15 protein-coding genes are annotated in these 19,028 nt (G+C 63.3%); 9 read left to right on the top strand and 6 right to left on the bottom strand.

What is annotated here, in order from left to right; translation table 11 throughout:
- Positions 1–394: 394 nt before the first annotated feature.
- Entirely contained in the window at positions 395–1,372 is a 978-nt protein-coding gene (locus RBH26_RS13410; protein ID WP_306758849.1) for a glycosyltransferase family 2 protein, read from the bottom strand.
- A gap of 229 nt (positions 1,373–1,601) precedes the next feature.
- Here RBH26_RS13410 and RBH26_RS13405 point away from each other — a divergent pair, with 229 nt between their 5' ends.
- On the top strand, positions 1,602–2,564 hold the full coding sequence (locus tag RBH26_RS13405; protein WP_306758848.1) for a glycosyltransferase: 963 nt from the start codon (positions 1,602–1,604) through the stop codon (positions 2,562–2,564).
- Between the two features lie 125 nt (positions 2,565–2,689).
- On the opposite strand, the gene RBH26_RS13400 is transcribed toward RBH26_RS13405, so the two are convergent.
- On the bottom strand, positions 2,690–3,724 hold the full coding sequence (locus tag RBH26_RS13400) for an FkbM family methyltransferase (protein ID WP_306758847.1): 1,035 nt from the start codon (positions 3,722–3,724) through the stop codon (positions 2,690–2,692).
- A 352-nt stretch (positions 3,725–4,076) separates the two neighbouring features.
- Between RBH26_RS13400 and RBH26_RS13395 the strand changes: the two genes are divergently transcribed.
- Positions 4,077–4,526 (top strand): SPW repeat protein, encoded by a 450-nt coding sequence (locus RBH26_RS13395; protein ID WP_306758846.1) that lies wholly within the window; start codon positions 4,077–4,079, stop codon positions 4,524–4,526.
- A 101-nt stretch (positions 4,527–4,627) separates the two neighbouring features.
- On the opposite strand, the gene RBH26_RS13390 is transcribed toward RBH26_RS13395, so the two are convergent.
- Both RBH26_RS13390 and RBH26_RS13385 read right to left on the bottom strand, forming a co-directional pair.
- Positions 4,628–5,563: an SDR family oxidoreductase gene (locus RBH26_RS13390; protein ID WP_306758845.1), complete on the bottom strand. Its 936-nt coding sequence runs from the start codon at positions 5,561–5,563 to the stop codon at positions 4,628–4,630.
- A 60-nt stretch (positions 5,564–5,623) separates the two neighbouring features.
- A complete protein-coding gene (locus RBH26_RS13385; RefSeq protein ID WP_306758844.1) occupies positions 5,624–6,022 on the bottom strand; it encodes a hypothetical protein in 399 nt (132 codons plus the stop codon).
- A 180-nt stretch (positions 6,023–6,202) separates the two neighbouring features.
- On the opposite strand from RBH26_RS13385, the gene leuS reads away from it, so the two are divergent.
- The 5 genes from leuS to RBH26_RS13360 all read left to right on the top strand — a co-directional run bounded on the left by leuS (position 6,203) and on the right by RBH26_RS13360 (position 14,727).
- Positions 6,203–8,863, top strand: a complete 2,661-nt coding sequence (gene leuS, locus RBH26_RS13380) for a leucine--tRNA ligase (protein WP_306758843.1) — start codon at positions 6,203–6,205, stop codon at positions 8,861–8,863.
- 178 nt (positions 8,864–9,041) lie between these two features.
- Positions 9,042–9,329, top strand: coding sequence for a HalOD1 output domain-containing protein (locus tag RBH26_RS13375; RefSeq protein ID WP_306758842.1), 288 nt, complete (start codon positions 9,042–9,044; stop codon positions 9,327–9,329).
- Positions 9,330–9,517: 188 nt separating this feature from the next.
- Positions 9,518–10,120 (top strand): DUF420 domain-containing protein, encoded by a 603-nt coding sequence (locus RBH26_RS13370; RefSeq protein ID WP_306758841.1) that lies wholly within the window; start codon positions 9,518–9,520, stop codon positions 10,118–10,120.
- Positions 10,121–10,236: 116 nt separating this feature from the next.
- Entirely contained in the window at positions 10,237–14,133 is a 3,897-nt protein-coding gene (locus tag RBH26_RS13365; protein WP_306758840.1) for a PAS domain S-box protein, read from the top strand.
- A 120-nt stretch (positions 14,134–14,253) separates the two neighbouring features.
- The gene (locus tag RBH26_RS13360) at positions 14,254–14,727 is read left to right on the top strand and encodes a pyridoxamine 5'-phosphate oxidase family protein (protein WP_306758839.1); all 474 of its coding nucleotides are present in this window, start codon (positions 14,254–14,256) and stop codon (positions 14,725–14,727) included.
- A gap of 85 nt (positions 14,728–14,812) precedes the next feature.
- Here RBH26_RS13360 and RBH26_RS13355 read toward each other — a convergent pair whose 3' ends face one another.
- Positions 14,813–15,586: an ABC transporter permease gene (locus RBH26_RS13355; RefSeq protein ID WP_306758838.1), complete on the bottom strand. Its 774-nt coding sequence runs from the start codon at positions 15,584–15,586 to the stop codon at positions 14,813–14,815.
- A complete protein-coding gene (locus RBH26_RS13350; protein ID WP_306758837.1) occupies positions 15,583–16,569 on the bottom strand; it encodes an ABC transporter ATP-binding protein in 987 nt (328 codons plus the stop codon). The genes RBH26_RS13355 and RBH26_RS13350 overlap by 4 nt, the downstream gene beginning before the upstream one ends.
- A gap of 256 nt (positions 16,570–16,825) precedes the next feature.
- On the opposite strand from RBH26_RS13350, the gene RBH26_RS13345 reads away from it, so the two are divergent.
- A complete protein-coding gene (locus RBH26_RS13345; RefSeq protein WP_306758836.1) occupies positions 16,826–17,926 on the top strand; it encodes a GNAT family N-acetyltransferase in 1,101 nt (366 codons plus the stop codon).
- Between the two features lie 116 nt (positions 17,927–18,042).
- Positions 18,043–18,999 carry a TIGR03557 family F420-dependent LLM class oxidoreductase gene (locus tag RBH26_RS13340; RefSeq protein WP_306758835.1) on the top strand — a complete coding sequence of 319 codons (957 nt, stop codon included), beginning with the start codon at positions 18,043–18,045 and terminating at the stop codon, positions 18,997–18,999.
- The last annotated feature ends 29 nt before the right edge of the window (positions 19,000–19,028 follow it).

Genomic DNA, 19,028 nt, shown 5'->3' with positions numbered 1-19,028 from the left:
TCGATCACAGAACAACGTTGTGACCGGTGTGTAAGTCGTTTCAGTGACTGCTATCCTCCCTCGTTAGTACCGTTTCAGTTATTCAAACAGTCCGTAATCCAGTCTGTTTATACTGCCGGACAGAACTATTCACCGGCGGTCGCACTACTGCGGCCGTTGCCGACGGTGACGGCCGCGAATCCGCGACCGACGGGTCACTGACTTCTGGCCGGCAGTATTACCCGCTTTGACGGTCAGTCGCTTGAATAGTGCAGCCGTTCGTATCGTCGTTCGATGATCCATCGGTCAGGTCGGACGGCCGCGCGTTTTTCGGACGATTCTTCCTGACCACGTGAACTGGTCGGTTGCGTCGGTCAGACGTGTGGTTAGACGGATGTTAAACGCTTCCTCAGGACTACTTAGTCACGTGTTCCTCACTGGAGTGAGCGAACTGTGAGTGAACGATCGTATCGCGAGCAGTCCGAGCGAGGTCGAGTGCGGTTGGGCCAAGCAGGGCCAAACAACAGATCGAGAGACCCGTTACCGTCGGTCCGTATTTCGCCGCTCCCAGGCCGTACCGAAGGGCCCGTCGCCTGTTATTACGATCGATCTCTTTCCACCCGTAGGCGACGTGGCGTCCATACCGCAATTGACGCTCGATTTCGGGATGACGTTCGATCTCCGGACGGTATTTCGACCAGATTTGCGCCGGAATGTCCATGGCTTCCTCGAGATCGACATCTTCAGTTCGATCGGGAACGCCCTGGTTCGAGACGTTACAGTCGTGGAACTGCCGAACGACCAGCGGTTCGTCGACGTATTCGTACTCGTATTCGCGAGCAACGCGGATGGCGTGGTCCCAGTCTTCGCCACACTCGAATGCAGTGTCGTACGATCCGACCGTCTCGAAACACTCTGCCCGTAACATGTGACTCGAGTAGGGTTTGAGATCGAAACCAGCGAGGATCGTCGGATAGATGTCGCCACGCATCGACGGTGTGTAGGAGCCGACGATCCGTCCGTTCTTCCGGATCAAACCGCCAGTATAAACGACGCCACAGTCCGGGTGTTCAGCCATTACGTCGAGTTGTCGCTCGACCTTGGAGGGACGCCAGCGGTCATCGTCGTCCAAGATACAGATGTACTCGCCGCGTGCATGCTCGATCGCGCGGTTTCGACTCGCCGAAATTCCGATCCGTTCATCGTTGTAGAACGCGCGTACGCGCTCGTCGTCTTCATATCGCCCGAGGGCAGCCCGCGTTTCGGCGATGGGCGGATCACAGACGATTACGACTTCGATTTCATCGTGAGTTTGGCCGAGAGCGGTCTCGACTGCACCCTGGATGAACTCCGGCCGATCGTACGTCGGTACGATTACGCTGACGAGTGACATAGCTCACCCCCGGTCCGTAGAAGAGTGGATCGAATACCGGTCCACGACACTGTACACATATCCAGAATGATCAGTGTAGGCTACTTATTTATGAGATGGATTCTCGAGCAGTCACGAGAGATAGCGTTCGCTTACTGTCTGCTATCGATGATAGTCTCCGAGTAATGAAGCCGATACTTTTGATCCCTGTTCTCGAGTGGTCAGGTAGCGACCGTCAGTTGCAGGGACTATGGATGGACACAGTTCTCGAGCCGAACACCGGGAAAAAGGCGGACCCGTCGACGAGTGGCCGGCGGTTTCGATCGTCGTTCCCGTGTACAACGATCCCTCGGGAGTTCGGACGACACTCGACTCGTTGATCGAACAGACGTATCCGGACGACGCCCACGAAATTTTGGTCGTCGACAACGATTCGACGGACGAGACGCCGGCGGTCGTTCAGACGTACGCAGACGAACACGAACGGGTTACGTATCTGCTTGAGGACGATCGGCAGAGTTCCTACGCCGCGCGAAACACAGGGATTGCGAACGCGAGCGGCGACGTCTTGGCGTTCGTCGACGCCGACATGATCGTCGAAGACGAGTGGCTAGTCGATGCAGTCCGTGCGTTCGAACGAAGGGACGCCGAGTATATGGGCTGTAACGTCGAGATGGTCGCCTCGGAGGGCAACGGCTCGCTTGCTGAACGGTACAACCTACAGACCGGATTCCCGATCGAGCACTTCATCGAGGAGATGGGGTTTGCACCGACGTGTTGTCTACTGATCCGACGGTCCGTCGTCGACGATGTCGGTGGGTTCGACCCACGACTGATCTCGGGTGGAGATAGGGAGTACGGCCATCGAGTCAGGGATTCGGGTCGGAAGTTACACTTCACAGCAGACGTGACGATGTACCATCCGACGCGATCGACGGTGGATGCGCTTTTAGGAAAGTCCCGTCGCGTTGGACGCGGGCTCTCGCAACTCCGGACGTTTCACTCGGATCGATACGACAGCCCGATACCGATCGTCCTCAATCCGATGCCGTATCTGCCGCCACGACCCGGACGAGTTCGTAGGCTCGACGGCTGGACGGAACTCTCACGGACCGAGAAGATCGGTTTCTATCTGCTGTCGTATGCGCGTAACGTCTCGAACGGACTCGGCCGGATCGAAGAGCGACTCCGACGACGAGTGACGACGAACTGAACGATGACCGATGGCTGATCGGTCGACTGTGATAGCTTCTCGAGCGGGGATAATTAATCGTCGGCCTGGTTCGTGACTCGCTTTATCCAAGCGAGTCGTATCGTCCGATAGTGTGAACGTCGCGATCACTCTTTGCGGACGATGAGCTCGATCGAGTGATCGTTCTCGCTCATCGCTCGACGAAGGTCGTCGAACTCATCGACGTCACACTCGAGGCCATGCCACCGCCGCTCGTCGACCACGCCGGCCGCAGCATCGGTCCAAACCGCCGAAACGACCTCGAACCCGTTGTCTTCGAACCGGTCTACGATCTCCGACTGCGCATCGACGGCCAACTCGAGCGGATGCAGTTCGAGATAGACCACCGTCGGGCCGGGGGCCTCGAGTACGTTCGATAGCCCGTCGAGTACCTCTCGTTCGTACCCTTCGACGTCGAACCGAACGACGTGGACCGCGTCTGAATCGACGTTTCGAGTCTCGAGATAGCGGTTTCCGGTCGTTTGCTCGACAGAGATCGTCTCCCGATCGGCCTCCCCGCCTCCGTCCGACGTCGGAGAGTCACACACCCGGTGCTGGTTCGAGTGTGTACTCAGTTCCATCTCGATACTCTGCTTGGCCGCTCCGAACGCGAGTCGCTCGACATCCGCCTGCGCACCGTAGCCGTTTCGATCGAGATTCCGCTCGAGCAGGTCGGCGTTCGAAGGAATCGGCTCGATGGCATAAATACGGACACGGTCACCGAGGACGCCTGCAGCGACCAGACAGAAGTAGCCGATGTTTGCACCGACCTCGAGAATTCGCACGGGACCGTCGACGTCACTGGCGAGACGCTCGAGTTCGCGTTCGTAGGCCGTCGTCGAACGGTACTCGTGGACGCCATACGCTAGCAGCGTTCGCGAGATTCCGGCGTCGGCGGTGTCGACGATCAGTTCGTGCTCTCCGACGCTAACGGACTGGTAGCGCCCCTCCTCGAGACGATACTCGTAGTACGGGTTGTGACCGGTCAGCAGTTCGACGGTCGATCCAACGGCCGCACCCGGTCGCCTCTCACCGAGGAGGCAAGCGAGTTTCCACCCCTCGAGTCGCAGGTACTGTGCGAGCTGGGGGAGATCATCGGCTATCGATCGAAGGCGAGTTGCCGGCGTTTGCGTCACGGTCATCGGTCTCCGACCGATCGCAGTCGAATCGATCGTTCGTCCATACTCGTCCGGAGTGATAGATCACGACAGAGAATAAGTCCACACTCGCCTCTCGAGTCGTGAGACACCGCCGTCGTCGGATCGATCGGGTACTAATCCGATTCTCGCCCGACGTGACGGTAATAGCGGGTTACCGAAACGGACAGCGGGAGAACAGTACACCATTGGCGCGGCGAAATTCGATCTTGGTGGACGGCAGTATATTCCGGTGTCAGCTACGCTACGTACGGGCTTCGATCGCGTCTCAAAATAACACCTGGAACGGTCACGATGCTTTTTGAACGAACTCGGCGATCGTTCGACTGAGATCGCGATGAGTGAAACTGATGACGCCATGACCGGCACGACCCGCGACCAGGGTAAACCGGAGGGCCAGAAGTGGCTCAGCGGAATCGTCTCCGTGATCGGGCTCTGGATCGCCATCTCGCCGGCGATCTACGAGGCTGCCGCCTCGATCACGTGGAACAACGTCCTGGTCGGCGGCGCGATCTTCCTGCTGGCCGGCTACAACTACTATCGGATCGTAACTGACCATCCGACCAGCATGGGTGTGATGTCGCTGGTCGCCCTGCTAGCGCTGTGGACCATCGCTGCGCCCTTCGCGTTCGAGGGACAGCTCGCGATGGAAGGACTCGAGGTCGCCGCCGAAGGGCTCGTCTGGAGTAACGTGATCAGCGGCATCCTGATGGCGGTGCTGGCCGGCTACGTCGCGTACGCGGCCCGAACGGCGGTCCGAACCGGGACGGTGGCTGGAACGCGGTGACTCGCCGCGCCGTCATACGGGCTGCTGTACCGATGTCTCGGCGATCGCCGATCCCGGTACTGGCGATCGGCGGTAACTGACGACGGGAGACCGTCTCACCGTCAGTCACTTCGATCAGTCGACTCCGGAGCACTCGAGCCGGCCGACGACGTCGGTATCCGTCGCTCGAGCAGCGCCAGTACCGGCTCGCTTGCGGCGATTCGAAGGCCGAGACTGGTGAGTCGATCACGAAGCGCCGCCGGGAGAAGCGTCCCGTACAGCGAGCCGAGCAACGGCAGTGGACCGACGCGGTAGTACGCCGACGGCGACGAAACGCTTGCGGCCTCGTGGATCGTCCGCGCGACGCGGTCGGGGTCGTTGATCAGCGGGCCGCCGCCCTCGAGCGCCCGAAGATGGCCCAGTACGCGATAGCAGTCGGTGTGTGGTGATGCAGATGCCGACGCCTCGATATCGTCGACTTCGGCGGCGACGCGCTCGTAGAACGGCGTCGTCACGATTCCGGGTTGGACGACGACCACGTCGACGCTCGTTCCGGCGAGTTCCTGTCGAAGCGCGTCGCTTAGTCCGGCCATCGCCCACTTCGAAGCGTTGTACCCACCGATACCGGCGAGCGCGAGTCGATCCGCCGCGCTGGTCACGTTGACGATTCGACCGCCGCCGCGGTCGCGCATTCCGGGCAGGATCGTCCGAATCAGTCGATGCGGCCCGAAGCAGTGGACGGTAAACTGCTCCTCGAGTCGGTCCGTGGGGAGGTCCTCGAGCGGACCGAACTGGCCGTAGCCAGCGTTGTTGACCAGACAGTCGACGCCGCCGGCCTCCTCGCGGATCCGAGTCACGACGCGTTCGATGTCGTCGGGGTCGGTCAGGTCGAGGGCCGCGACGTCGGCGCCCCGATCCGCGAGCGTCGTGAGTCCGTCGCGGTCGCGGTCTCTGGCGGTGGCGTAGACCCGCCAGTCCGTCTCGGCGGCGAGAAACGCACGGGCGGTCGCAAAGCCGATGCCGGACGAACAGCCGGTGACGAGGACAGTCTGAGACACAGTGGTCGAATCGATGGGGCACAACAAAAGCGCCGGCGGTCGGTCGACGACCACGAACGGTCACGACGGGCCGGCGTCGTCCGGTGGACCGGTGTCGTCCGGTGGACCCACGTCATCGGGCGGTCCCGCATCGTCACTGTCGTCCGTTTCGTCTCCGGGTCGGTCGGACTCGTCCGGCGGACCGACGTCGTCCTCGAGGTCGCCGCCGACGGCCGCCGGCTCACCGCCCCCACCGTCCGCGCCGTCGTCGGTAGCGTTCGGTTCGTCGACAGTGGTCCCGACGGGCGAGAGTCCGTCGCTCGAGTCGGTTTCAGACTCGGTGTCGTCGTCCGGGCCGACCGGCGTCGGTCCGAGACCGGGAGCGACGATCACCGCAGCGGCCGCGAAGACGAGCGAGACGGCGATCATGGTAACGAGCAAGGCCGACGTCGGCGGCGCGGAATCGTCGCTGGCAGTCATTTCGCTACCGTAGGTCCCGTCGCAACCGCCTTTGTTAACTACAGCCCACAGCTCGTACGGACTCTCCGGCCGTGGCACTCGAGTCGACCGTCACGGCCCTCGAGTCCGCTCGAGTGCGTTTCGCGTAGCCGAACAATGATATGGCCCGCACGCCCAGTTGTTGGCAAGACCCCTCGTACAATGACGACTCACTACGATCATGCGCAGGTCCAGGAGTTCTGGCAGTACGTCTGGGAGCGAGACGACGTCTACGAGCTCCCGGCGGACGCCGACGACCCCACCTACGTCCTCGGGATGTTCCCGTACACGTCGGGGACACTTCATATGGGCCACGTTCGAAACTACGCGATCACCGACGCCTACGCGCGCTATCGGCGGATGTGCGGTGACGACGTGCTTCACCCGATGGGATGGGACGCGTTCGGTCTCCCCGCCGAGAACGCCGCCTTCGAGCGCAAGACCGATCCCCGCTCGTGGACCGAAGCCTGCATCCGGCGAATGCGTGAGGAACTCGAGACGATGGGCTTTGGGTACGACTGGTCCCGGGAGATCACCACCTGCGAACCCGACTACTACCGGTGGAACCAGTGGCTGTTCAAACGCCTCTACGAGAACGACCTCGTCGAGTACGAGGCCGCCTCGGTCAACTGGTGTCCCGACTGTGAGACCGTCCTCGCCGCCGCACAGGTCGAAGAACGCGAGGACGAACGCGTCTGTTGGCGCTGTGAGACGCCCGTCGGGCGACGGGAGCTCGACCAGTGGTTCTTTACGATCACCGACTACGCCGAGGAACTCGACGAAGGACTCGACGATCTCGAGGGGTGGCCCGACGGGGTCCGTGAGATCCAGCGCAACTGGATCGGCCGCCAGGAGGGCGCCCGGATCACGTTCGACCTGTCCGGCTCCGACGAGACAGTCGACGTCTTCAGTACGCGACCGGAGACGATCTACGGTGCGACCTACCTCGCCGTCTCGCCCGGCCACGAGTTCGCACGCAAACTGGCCGCGACCGACGACGACGTCGCGGCCTACGTCGAAGACGTCCGCGAGCGGGATCCGAGCGAGGTCGGCTTCTCGGGACTCGAAACCGACGCGACGGCGATCCACCCGCTGACCGGCGAGGAGCTACCGGTCTACGTCGCCGGCTACGTTCTCGAGGACGTCGGTACCGGCGCCGTCATGGGTGTCCCCGCACACAACGAACGCGACCACACGTTCGCGCGCGAACACGACCTTCCGATCGAGAGTGTGATCGCGCCGAAGGACGCGAGCGTCGACGTCGATCTCGAGTCCAACCCCTACACGGGTCCGGGAATCGTCGAGGACAGCGGCGAGTACAGCGGGCTCGAGAGTGATATCGTCCGCGAGCGGCTGCTCGAGGAGGTCGCAGCGATCGAACGCGACGTCACCTACCGCCTGCGCGACTGGCTGATCTCCCGCCAGCGCTACTGGGGAACGCCGATCCCGGTCGTCCACTGTGACGACTGCGGGCACGTCCTCGTCCCCGACGAGGAGCTTCCCGTCGAGTTACCGGAGTTCGTCCGTACGACGGGCAACCCCCTCGAGGAACACGACTCGTTCCGGGAGACGACGTGTCCCGAGTGTGGTGGGCCGGCCGAACGGGAGACGGACACGATGGACACCTTCGTCGACTCCTCGTGGTACTTCCTGCGGTTTCTCTCGCCTGCTCTCGAGGACGCGCCGTTCGACAGTGACCTGGCCGACGAGTGGCTCCCGGTCGACGTCTACGTCGGCGGCGAGGAACACGCCATCCTCCACCTGCTCTATACGCGCTTTTTCACGAAGGCGCTGGCCGATCTGGGGCTGCTCTCCGAGCGCGAGCCCATTCGAGAACTCAAGAGCCAGGGGACGGTGTTGTACGACGGCGAGAAGATGTCCAGTTCGAAGGGCAACGTCGTCACGCCACAGGAGTACGGCGCGGAGACGACGCGGCTGTTCGTCCTCTCGGCAGCCCACCCCGAACAGGACTTCGAGTGGACCGCGAACAACGTCCGGGGGGCCTACGAACTCCAGCAGACCGTCTACCGGATGGCAGCCGAGTTCGTCGAGGAGAGCGACACGCGCGTCGAGCGACGACCTCACGACGAGTATCTCGCCCGCGAGATAGACCGGACGATCGCCGCGACGACCGACGAGTACGAGCGGTTTCGGTTTCACCGGGCCGCCACTGAGATCCAGGAACTGGCCCGCCTGTTACGCCGCTACAGGGAGTACGATCGACCTCACGGCCAGATCTACCGGCGCGGACTGTTGACGCTTGCGGCCCTGATCGCACCCATGGCTCCGCATCTCGGAGAGGAGTGTTGGAACAAACTCCGCGGCGACGGCCTCGTCGTCGAAGCCGACTGGCCCGAACCCGAACACGACATCACTGACTATCGCCGCGAGCGTCGGCTCGTCGAGGCGACGCTCGCAGACGTCCGGGACATCGTCGAGACCGCGGCGATCGACGATCCCGAACGGATCGATCTGGTCGTCGCCCAGGACTGGAAGTACGAGGCGATCGAGCGGGTCAGCGAACACGTCGACGAAGCGATCGAGGACGCCGACACCGGAGCAGTCGTCGATCACGTCCTCGAGGCCGATCTCGACGTCGATCGTGAGGCCGTCGCGCCCTTCGTGGCCGACCTCCTCGAACGTGGCGATTACACGGAACTCGAGGGCGTCCTCGAGCCGACGACCGAACGGGCGCTGCTCGAGCGAAGCGCCTGGCTCGTCACCGACGAGTTCGACGCCGACGTCACCGTTCGGCGAGCGACCGGCGACGACGAACTGGCGGCGACGGCACGGCCCGGCAAACCTGGAATCCACATCAGTTAGGTAGCCATCCGACTGTCAGATTCCGAATAGTATCGCTCACGGATCGAGACGGGGGTTCGAAAAATCGAAGGGAACGGCCGCTTCCGTACACCTTCGATATCGAAGGTCGGTGTGAAGTTCTGTCAGCACCCCGACTAAGAAGGACAGTTTTATTCCATCGGATTCGGTACAGTGGAATATGACGGAGGGGGGCGGCGACAGCGTCGACACCTCGTATCGGACGGCGCCAAGTCGAACAGTAATCGAAGCCGTTGCCGAGGCCGAGGGCATCCCGCCCGAGGAGCTACGGCCACCGACCTACGAAGCGTTACACGATATCGTGGATCCAGAGGCGCTGGATTCGCTTTTCGCATCGCGTTCGAACGGAACACCGCGATCGGCGGGCGACGTCACGTTCCCGTTCTGTGGCTACGAGGTCACCGTCAGAGCCGACGACACGGTGACCGTCGAAGACACATCCGAGTGATCGCGTTCTCGAGTCGGGAGACGTTTCTCGAGTAGTCAACGGAGCGAACGTTGAATAGCGCCGACGTGTCGTTGGCCCGACCGAATCCAGACCGGGAGTGCTCCCCGTCGAACCGGTCCGTTCGACGATCGAACCATCAATATTCCGGAAGGGGAAGACAGATACGGGGCTGCTCCTAACCTCCGACAATGGCAACTGCCACCGCGAGACGCCGGCTTCGAGAACAGCCACTGGCTGCGACGATCGGCCTGACGATCGTCGGCTACGCGCTGGTGATCGGAACCTTCCTCCTCGATCTCCCGATCTATCCGGATCTCACGCAGGGACAGGTCAACCTATTTACCCACGCTATCGCGGTCATCAACACGGCGACGACCGTGTTGCTGATTGCCGGCTGGTACTGGATCCGCGCCGGCGAGGTCGCGAAACACCGTCTGGCGATGATCGGCTCGTTTGCGCTGATCCTGTTGTTCCTGGTCGTCTACCTGGTCCGGGTCGGTGGCGGCGGCGAGAAGCTGTTCGAGGGTCCCCAACTGATCTACTACGCGTACCTGATCATGCTGGCGATCCACATCATCCTCTCGATCGTCGCCGTGCCGGTCGTCCTCTATGCGCTAATCCTGGGACTGACACATACGCCGCGGGAACTCGAGCAAACCGCCCACGCACGGATCGGCCGCATCGCCGCCGGATCGTGGATCCTGAGCCTCGTCCTCGGCGTCGTCACCTACCTGATGCTCAACCACATCTACGACTACGAGTTCGCGATCGTGGTCGCGCCGCTGTTGTGAGACTGTCGGACAGCACGAGTCACCGGTCGGTCGCCCGACTGCAGTCGATACTCGAGCGCGCACGAGAGTCGGGTCGAGGGGTACCTTTAGGACCATCGACCGTCTAGGGGCGGGAAATGGACCCATCGTCCCACGGCATCGATACAGACGGCGAGCGACGACTTCGCCAGCAGCAACTCGTCGCAGACCTCGGCGATCGAGCGCTCGAGGGGGCCGATCTCGAGGAGCTGTTCCGGGACGCAATGGAGGCAGTGAGGACGGCACTGGAGACGGAGTCGTGTGCGATCCTCGAGTTACAGCCTGGGAGCGGCGAGTTCGTGCTTCGAGACGGTATCGGCTGGGGGAGCGATCACGTCGGCACGGAGACGATCCCGGCCGGCAACGAGTCCCAGGCGGGATATGCGCTCCAGGCGACCGATCCGGTCGTCGTCGACGATCTGCGAAGCGACGATCGGATCGCTGGCTCGGAACCGTTCCTCGAGTGTGACCTCGTCAGCGGGATCAGTGCTGTCATCGGATCCGACGACGATCCGTGGGGCGTGCTCGGGACGTACGCGACGACCCAGCAGGAGTTCGACGACGGGGACGTGATCTTCGTCCGGAACGTCGCGAACGTCCTCGCGTCAGCTATCGAGCGCGACCGTGTGGAACGACGCCGAAGCGCGGAGGCGACGCTCAAGGACAAGATCGTCGAGACGAGCCCCATCGGGATCACGATCGTCGGAATCGACGGCGAGATGCGTTTTGCCAACGATCGCGCCGAGGAGATCTTCGGTCGGCCAAGAGAACGGATCAACGAACTCAGTTTCGACGATCCCGCGTGGGACGAGATCGGACCCGACGGCGAACCCCTCGAGCGCGAGGAGCTTCCGTTCCCGCGGATCGTCGAGTCGGAGGAACCGCTGTTCGACCAGCTCAGCGGCGTCTTGCGCCCGGACGGAGAACGGGTCTGGATCTCGGTCAACGGCGCACCGCTGTACGACGATCGCGGCGAGATCGACGGCGTCGTGTTCGCGATCGAAGACGTCACCGACCAGTTCCACCGGAATCACGAACTCGAGCGATACGAGACGATCGTCGAGACGGCTCACGACGGCATCTACGTGCTCGACGACGAGCGACGGTTCGAACTCGTCAACGACTCGTTCGCCGAGTTGACGTCGTACGATCGGCAGGAGCTTCGGGGGAGACACGCCTCGGCCGTGTTCGGCGAGGAGTTCGCCGCTATCGGGGCCGAGAAACGAGCGGCCATTGACGGACCGAAGAGTCCGGCGTTCGAGGAGACGATCACCGCAGGTCTGGACGAGACGCGAACGGTCGAGAACCGATTTCACATCATGACCGGGGACGAGAAGGGAGAGAAACGCGTCGGCGTCGTCCGGGATATCACCGAGCGCGAGCGACTCGAGGCGGAACTCCGTGCCGAGCGCGAACTGAAAGACCGGATCCTCGAGACGAGCCCGGTCGGGATCACGTTACTCGACGCCGACGGCATGAACGTATTCGCCAACGACCGCGCTCAGGAGCTCTTCGGTCGATCGCTCGAGGAACTCCAGACGTACGTCCACGACGACGACCGCTGGGACCTCGTCGGCGAGGACGGCGAGGCGCTGTCGGGCGACGATCTGCCGTTTACGTCAGTCAAAGAGACCGGCGAGCCGGTGTACGACGACGTAATCGGTATCGAACAGCCCGACGGGACACGGGTGTGGCTCTCCGCACACTGTGCGCCGTTGTTCGATGCCGACGGAGAGTTCGACGGTGCCGTCTACGCACTCAGGAACATCACCGAACGAAAGCGCCTCGAGAACGAACTCGAGCAGACGCTCGACCGGGTCAGCGACGCGTTCCACGCAGTGGATACGGAGTGGAACTTCACGTACGTCAACACGCAGGCAAAGGAGTTACTCGACGCCGAAGACCGCGATCTGATCGGGAACTCGATCTGGGAGGCGTTCCCCAGTGCCGTCGGCTCGCGGTTCGAGGAGGAGTATCGGCGGGCGATGGAGACCCAGGAGTCGGTCACGTTCGAGGCGTACTCGCCGGCCATCGACGGCTGGGTCGAGGTGAACGCCTACCCCTCAGAGACGGGGCTGTCAATGTACTTCCGTGACGTCACCGAGCGCAGAGAGATGGAAGCGCGGCTTCGCGAGCGCGAACGTCAGTTCCGGACCCTGGCCGAGCACGTCGAAGAGATCGTCTGGCTGACCGACGAAGATCCATCGGAGTTCATCTACGTCAATCCAGCGTACGAGGACGTCTACGGTCACAGCCGCGAGTCGCTGTACGAGGACGGCCTCTCGTGGCTCGAGTTCGTCCACCCGGACGACCGCGAACGGGTCCGGCAGGCGTTTACCGAACTCCCCGATACGACGTTCGACGAAGAGTTCCGGATCGTCACTGCCGACGGCGAGACACGGTGGATTCATGCGCAGGCGGTATCCGCTCCCGGCGAAGAAGGAGAGCTCGCTCGAATCGTCGGTATCAGTTCCGACGTCACCGAACGTCGAGAGCGCGAACAGTACTTCCGGGACGCCAAAGCCCGACTCGAGGCCGCGACGGAAGCCGGTGCGGTCGGTACCTGGGAGTGGCACGTTCCCGAAGACAGCCTCGTCACTGGCCCCACGTTCGCCCGGACGTTCGGGATCGATCCGGCGGACACACAGGAGGGTGTCTCGATCGAACGGCTGCTGGACTCGATTCATGCGGTTGATCGCAACCGTGTCAGAAACGCAATCGAGGACGCCGTCGAACGCTGTGGCGAGTACGAAGCGGAGTATCGCGTCCACGACGCCGACGGAGAGATCCGGTGGGTGATCGCCCGCGGCCACGTCGAGTGCGACGCGAACGGCGACCCCGAGACGTTCCCCGGTGCGCTCACCGACATCACCGAGCGCAAGCGAGCCGAACTCGAGGCCGAGCGACAGCGGCGACAGCTCGAGACGCTGTTCGACGTCCTGCCCGTCGGCGTCGTCGTCGCGAACGCGGACGGCTCGATCCTGCGTGCGAACGATACCGCACGGGAGATCTGGGATGGCGACGTCTTCGAGACGGATTCGGTCGTCGGGTACGAGAAGTGTGACGCGACCTGGGCCGACTCCGGCGACCCGGTAGCCCCCAAGGAGTGGACGATAGCACGGGTACTCGAGGGTGAAGTGATCTCCGAGCCGAACGTCTACGAGATCGAAGCGTTCGACGGCCGGCAACGAATCATCGCGGAGTACGGAATGCCGGTCAGAGACGGCCGCGGGAACGTGAGTCGAGGCGTCGTGGTACTGACCGACATCACCGAGCGCAAAGAGTACCAGCGAAAACTCGAGGAGTCAAACGAACGGTTAGAACAGTTCGCCTACGCCGCCAGCCACGATCTCCAGGAGCCGCTGCGGATGGTCTCGAGTTACCTCTCGCTGATCGACACCCGGTACGGCGAGGAACTCGACGAGGACGGCCAGGAGTTCCTCGAGTTCGCCGTCGACGGCGCCGAGCGGATGCGTGAGATGATCGACGGCCTCCTCGAGTTCTCTCGGGTCGAAACGCGGGGTGAGCCGTTGGAACCGGTCGACCTGGACGACGTCCTCGCGGACGTCCGACAGGATCTGGCCGTCCGCATCGAGGAACAAGACGCCGAGATCGACGCCGAGCCGTTGCCCCACGTCGAGGGCGACGACGACCAGTTGCGCCGGGTGTTCCAGAATCTGCTGTCGAACGCGATCGAATACTCCGGCGACGACCCCCCACAGGTCGACATCTCGGCCCGTGAAAAGGGCGATCGCTGGGAGATCGCCGTCGAAGACGACGGGATCGGGATCGATCCTGACGACGCCGACCGCGTCTTCGGGCTGTTCGAGCGCCTCCACGCTGCCGACGAACACGCGGGAAGCGGCATCGGACTCGCACTCTGTGAGCGGATCGTCGAGCGCCACGGCGGTGAGATCCGTGTCGACTCCGAACCCGGCGACGGCTCGACGTTCTCGTTTACGCTCCCGGCAGCGAACGCCGAACACGACTCCTGATCGCGAGACCTCGGTTTGATTCCTCGGTGCTCGAGTCGTACGGTCTCCTGTCGTCACTGCCCGCCAGTCGCCGGCCCGGGGGCAAGCGGTATTATCCTGCTTGCGGTCGATACGTTCGGTATGCACGTCCGTGGCAGTCGTTCCCGATCGGAGATCGAGGCGTTTCTCGACGAGACGACCGTTCCGGTTCGGCTGGGCTGTCGAACGCCCGCCGGCAACCCCTGGATGGTCTCGCTGTGGTATCGACGTCGCGTTCCGGATGACGCCGCCGACGATCGGCCGTGGATACTCGAGTGTGCCACCGCCTCGAGTGCGGATCTCGTCTCCTTTCTCCGGGCGGATCCAGCCGTCTCCTTCGAGGTGTCGACGAACCGGCCACCGTATCGGGGCGTTCGTGGTCGCGGGTCGGTCACGATCGAACCCGATCCCGAAAAAGAGACGCTGCGGAGCCTTCTCGAGCGATATCTCGGCGGGACCGACTCCGAACTAGCGGAGACGCTACTCGCCGAGGAGCGCGACGAAGTGACGATCACGATCGAACCGGACGTCGTCTACGGCTGGGACTACTCCGATCGGATGCAGGAGTCCGAGTAGCCGTTGCATACGGACTGCTGGAGTCAATTACCGTCGATCGCCGACCGTGCTTGCGATCGGCGGTACATAGTTACAGCAGTCCGTCTCAGTCCGTCCGGGGAATCGATCGCGCACCGAGGGCGAACACGACGACGGCGATGGCGGTGAGAATCCCGAGGTTCGCGAGCGCGGGATCGAGGCCCGCGACCGTCGACGTGGCGGCGTCGGAAGCGGTCGCCGCACGGACGCCACGCGCGAAGTACGTCAGCGGCGAGAGGTTTACGAGCGGTTCGAACCAGCCGGGGAGTTGCTCAAGCGAGATGAACGTCTCCGAGAGGAAAAGCAGGGGGAGCCCGATAGCGTTGCTGGCCGCGATAGCCCCGTCCTGAGAGTCGGTGTAGCTGCCGAGCATGGCTCCGATGCCGTTGAAACAGACGACGCCGACGAGGATATAGGGCACCAGCAGCGGCGAGAACGCGATCTCGGCGCCGGTGAGAACGATCACGAGCGCGAGAATCAACAGGCTCGCGAGGCCGATGATAACGGCGTTGACGACGGTCTGAGCGAGCAGCCACTCGCCGCGGGTCAGCGGCGTCGTCGCGAGCTTCTCGAATCGGTTCCCCTCGCGGTGGCGGGCGACCTCGCTACCCATCCGCGACAGCGGCGTAAAGAGCACGACGACAGCGAGATATCCCGGCACGTAGTAGGCCGGCGGCTCCGCGAACAGGCCACCACCGCCAGGGTCGGTCCTGACGAGCGCGCCGAAGATGACGATCAGGATCACCGGGAAGAAGAACGTGAAGAAAACCGCCGTGCGACGGCGGACGAACGAGCGCCAGCCGGCGCTGGTTTCCGAACGGACGCGGCCGACACGGGTCACGCCGTCTCACCCGCGCGAGCGAGGTCCGGGTTGTCTTCCGGTTCGTCGACGCGATCCGTTCGTTCGAGTTCCGTCTCGTCGGCCAGTTCCAGGTAGACGTCCTCGAGGTCGGGTTCGGACCACGAGAGCTTGGTGTACTCGAGTTCGCGACCCTCGAGGAAGTCGACGACGGTCCCGATTTCGGCGGGGTCGATACCGCGGACGACGACGGCTCCGTCCGCGTTTCCGGATCGACTCCGGCCGCGTTCCGGCCGTTCGACGGGATACTCGAGGGCGTCGAACGCGTCGACGTCGGCCGCCGTCTCGATCGTGAGCCGACTCGAACCACCGTGGTCGCGGACGAGCGTCTCGGGCGTGCCGCGGGCGACAAGCGAGCCGTCGGCAAGCAGTCCCACGCGATCGGCCAGTCGTTGGGCTTCGGCCATGTCGTGGGTAGTGAGGACGACGGTCGTGCCATCGGCAGCGAGCTCCTCGATCAGCCGCCACATCGTCCGTCGGCCGGCAGGATCGATCCCCGTCGTCGGCTCGTCCAGAAAGAGGGCGTCGGGATCGTTGACCAGCGTCGAACCGACGCAGGCCCGCCGTTGTTGGCCGCCCGAGAGATCCTCGTACCAGGTGTCGCCGGCGTCGACGAGGCCGACGTCGGCGAGGACGTCGTCGGGATCGCGCGGGTCGTCGTACAGACCCGCGTAGTACGCGAGCAGTTCGCGAGCGCTCAGTCGGTCCGGCGGTGAGAAGTCCTGCGGGAGGACGCCGAGTCGATCCCGGTCGATGGCCGTCGGCGGCTCGCCCAGAATGCGGGCCGTCCCCGCGTCTGGTTCGGTCGTTCCCGTCAGCGCGCGAACGAGTGTCGTCTTGCCGGCCCCGTTCGGTCCGATCAGAGCGAAGATCTCGCCGCGTTCGACGGCAAGCGACGCCCCCGCAAGCGCCACGGTCTCCCCGTACGTTCGTTCGAGATCCGTCGCCTCGACCACGGCTTCCATACCGCCCGCTATCGGTCGACCGAGGGTAAGGGGTTCGGTTTCCTGGCGTGCTCTCGAGGTGGCCTGTACGATCGAAACTATCGACGAGACGTCATATCTGGCCGTTCGAAACGTGAATACGTCCCGATTATCGTTAGGATACGTGCAGCTGAAAGCGCGTACCGTCGCCGTACACGGATTCGGTCGATCGGATAACATACGGCTTTTTGTCAATTGTAGTGCATAACGAAGACCGGTTCCGTGGGGTATCGGGTGGATGGCGTTCGAGAAGGAAATCGACGGTTCGGACGAGTACAGGGTTAGAACGTACGAATCAGGTGATCGAGAGGGGATCCTTTCACTGTTCGAGACGGAGTGGGGCGAGCGACCGAGCACCGACTGGTTCGACTGGAAGTACGTCGACGATCCGTACCTCTCACACGCCCCGATTACGCTCGCCGAACACGACGGCGAGATCGTCGCTGTACAGGGGTACGTCCCCTGTCGCGTCCGGTGGCGGGATCACGTCGTGCTGGCGCTCAAACCAGTCGACGCGGTCGTCCATCCGGACCACCGCCGACAGGGACTGTACTCTCGAATTACCGAGCACGCAATACGTCACTATCGGGAGCGAGAGCCGGCGTTTTTCTTCAACTATCCAAACGTCGCCTCGCTCGGCGCACAGCAGAAACTCGGCTGGTCGGAGGTCGACGTCGTGTCGATGTACTATCGCGTACAGCGACCCAGCGACTTCCTCCCGAACGATCGAACGCCCGACGCGGTCGAGCAGGCAGCAGACGCCGTCGCGCGAACGGCACTCGACCTTCGTCGTCGTCTCTCGTCGACGGGGACGGGGACGACGTTCGAGATCGAACGCTACACGACACCACCCAGCGACACGCTCGAGTCGATCTACGAATCGGGCGTTCCAGAAGCGTTCCACGTCAAGCGCAGCGCACAGTACTATCGATGGATCCTCGACCCACCGTCTATCGACGACACCGTCTACGTGGCCAGACGCGACGGTCAACCCGTCGCCGGCCTCGTGACGCGGTCCGAGAGTGGCGGTGAGGTGAACGTGTTCGACACGGTGCCGATGGCGACGGCACACGACGCGTTCGCCGACCTGCTCGCGGCGGTCATCGCCGATAACGAGGACGCCGAGGTAGTGTCGGTGACCGATCAGATCCTCCCGAGTGAGCTCCTCTCCCGGTTCGGGTTCGTCAGTTACGAGACGCCGCTGCTCTCGCGGTTCTGTCGGCCCACGTATATGGCGGTTCGGCCTCTCTGGCGCGACACCGACGCCGTACCGTTGTCGCGACCGGAGGTGGCCGACCCCGAGAACTGGTGTCTCTCGTTTCTCGAGGTAAAAGACTGATACTGTCGAACGAAGGCACCGAGCCCTGATCCCAGCCGCGAACCCGACAGAGCGATCCGCGCTCTTGCCCACGCAGGCTGAACCGTTACCCCGCAATTCGTGGTAGGCGTTCGGGGATGACCCAGCTCGGATACACCCTCTCGAGCGAGGAGCACGGACCGACCGAACTCGTCGACATCGCCCGCCGTGCCGAAGCAGCGGGCTTTGACTTTCTCTCGATCTCCGATCACTTCCACCCGTGGGTTTCGGCCCAGGGTGAGTCGCCGTTCGTCTGGTCGACGCTTGGCGGTATCGCGGAGGCGACCGACGACATCGAGGTCGGCGTCGGCGTCACCTGTCCGACGATCCGGATTCATCCGGTCAACGTCGCTCACGCCGTCGCCACGGTCGACGAGATGTTCGGCGACCGGTTTACCTTCGGCGTCGGTACCGGCGAGAATCTGAACGAGCACGTCACGGGCGAGCGGTGGCCGGAACACGACGTCCGCCTCGAGATGTTAGACGAGGCAGTAGACGTCATGCGAAAGCTCTGGACCGGCGAGACGATCAGCCACCGCGGGACACATTTCACGGTCGAGAACGCCCGGCTCTACACCTGTCCCGACGAGCAGCCGACGACGATCGCCAGCGCCTTCGGCCCGCAGACCGCGGAGTGGACCGCCGAGAACGCCGACGGACTCTGGTGTTCCGGCCCGAAAGGGGAGATCGTCGACGTCTACGAGGACGCCGGTGGCGACGGCCCCAAATACACCCAGTTACACGGCTGTTACGCCGAGACCGAGGACGAAGCGGTCGAGACGGTCTATGAGTACTGGCCGAACGGGTCGATCCCGGGCGAACTGGGTCAGGAGCTGCCGACGCCGGCCCACTTCGAGCAGGCCGCCGAGATGGTCGAACCGGACGACATCGCGGCGGCCGGGACGACTACGAGCCCGGATCCCCAAGACCACATCGACAGCCTCGAGCAGGCCATAGACGCCGGCTACGACCACGTCTACTTCCACCAGATCGGCCCCGAACAGGACGCAGCGCTCGAGTTCTACGAGGCGGAAGTGCTGCCGTCGTTTCGCTGAGACGGATCCCGTGACGTGGTCACGGACGT

Origin of the sequence: Natronolimnohabitans sp. A-GB9 (genome assembly GCF_030848565.1) — an archaeon.
Classification (GTDB): Archaea; Halobacteriota; Halobacteria; order Halobacteriales; family Natrialbaceae; genus Natronolimnohabitans.
The sequence above is the reverse complement of the archived record's forward strand: the minus strand, read 5'-3'. Positions and strand labels throughout refer to the sequence as shown.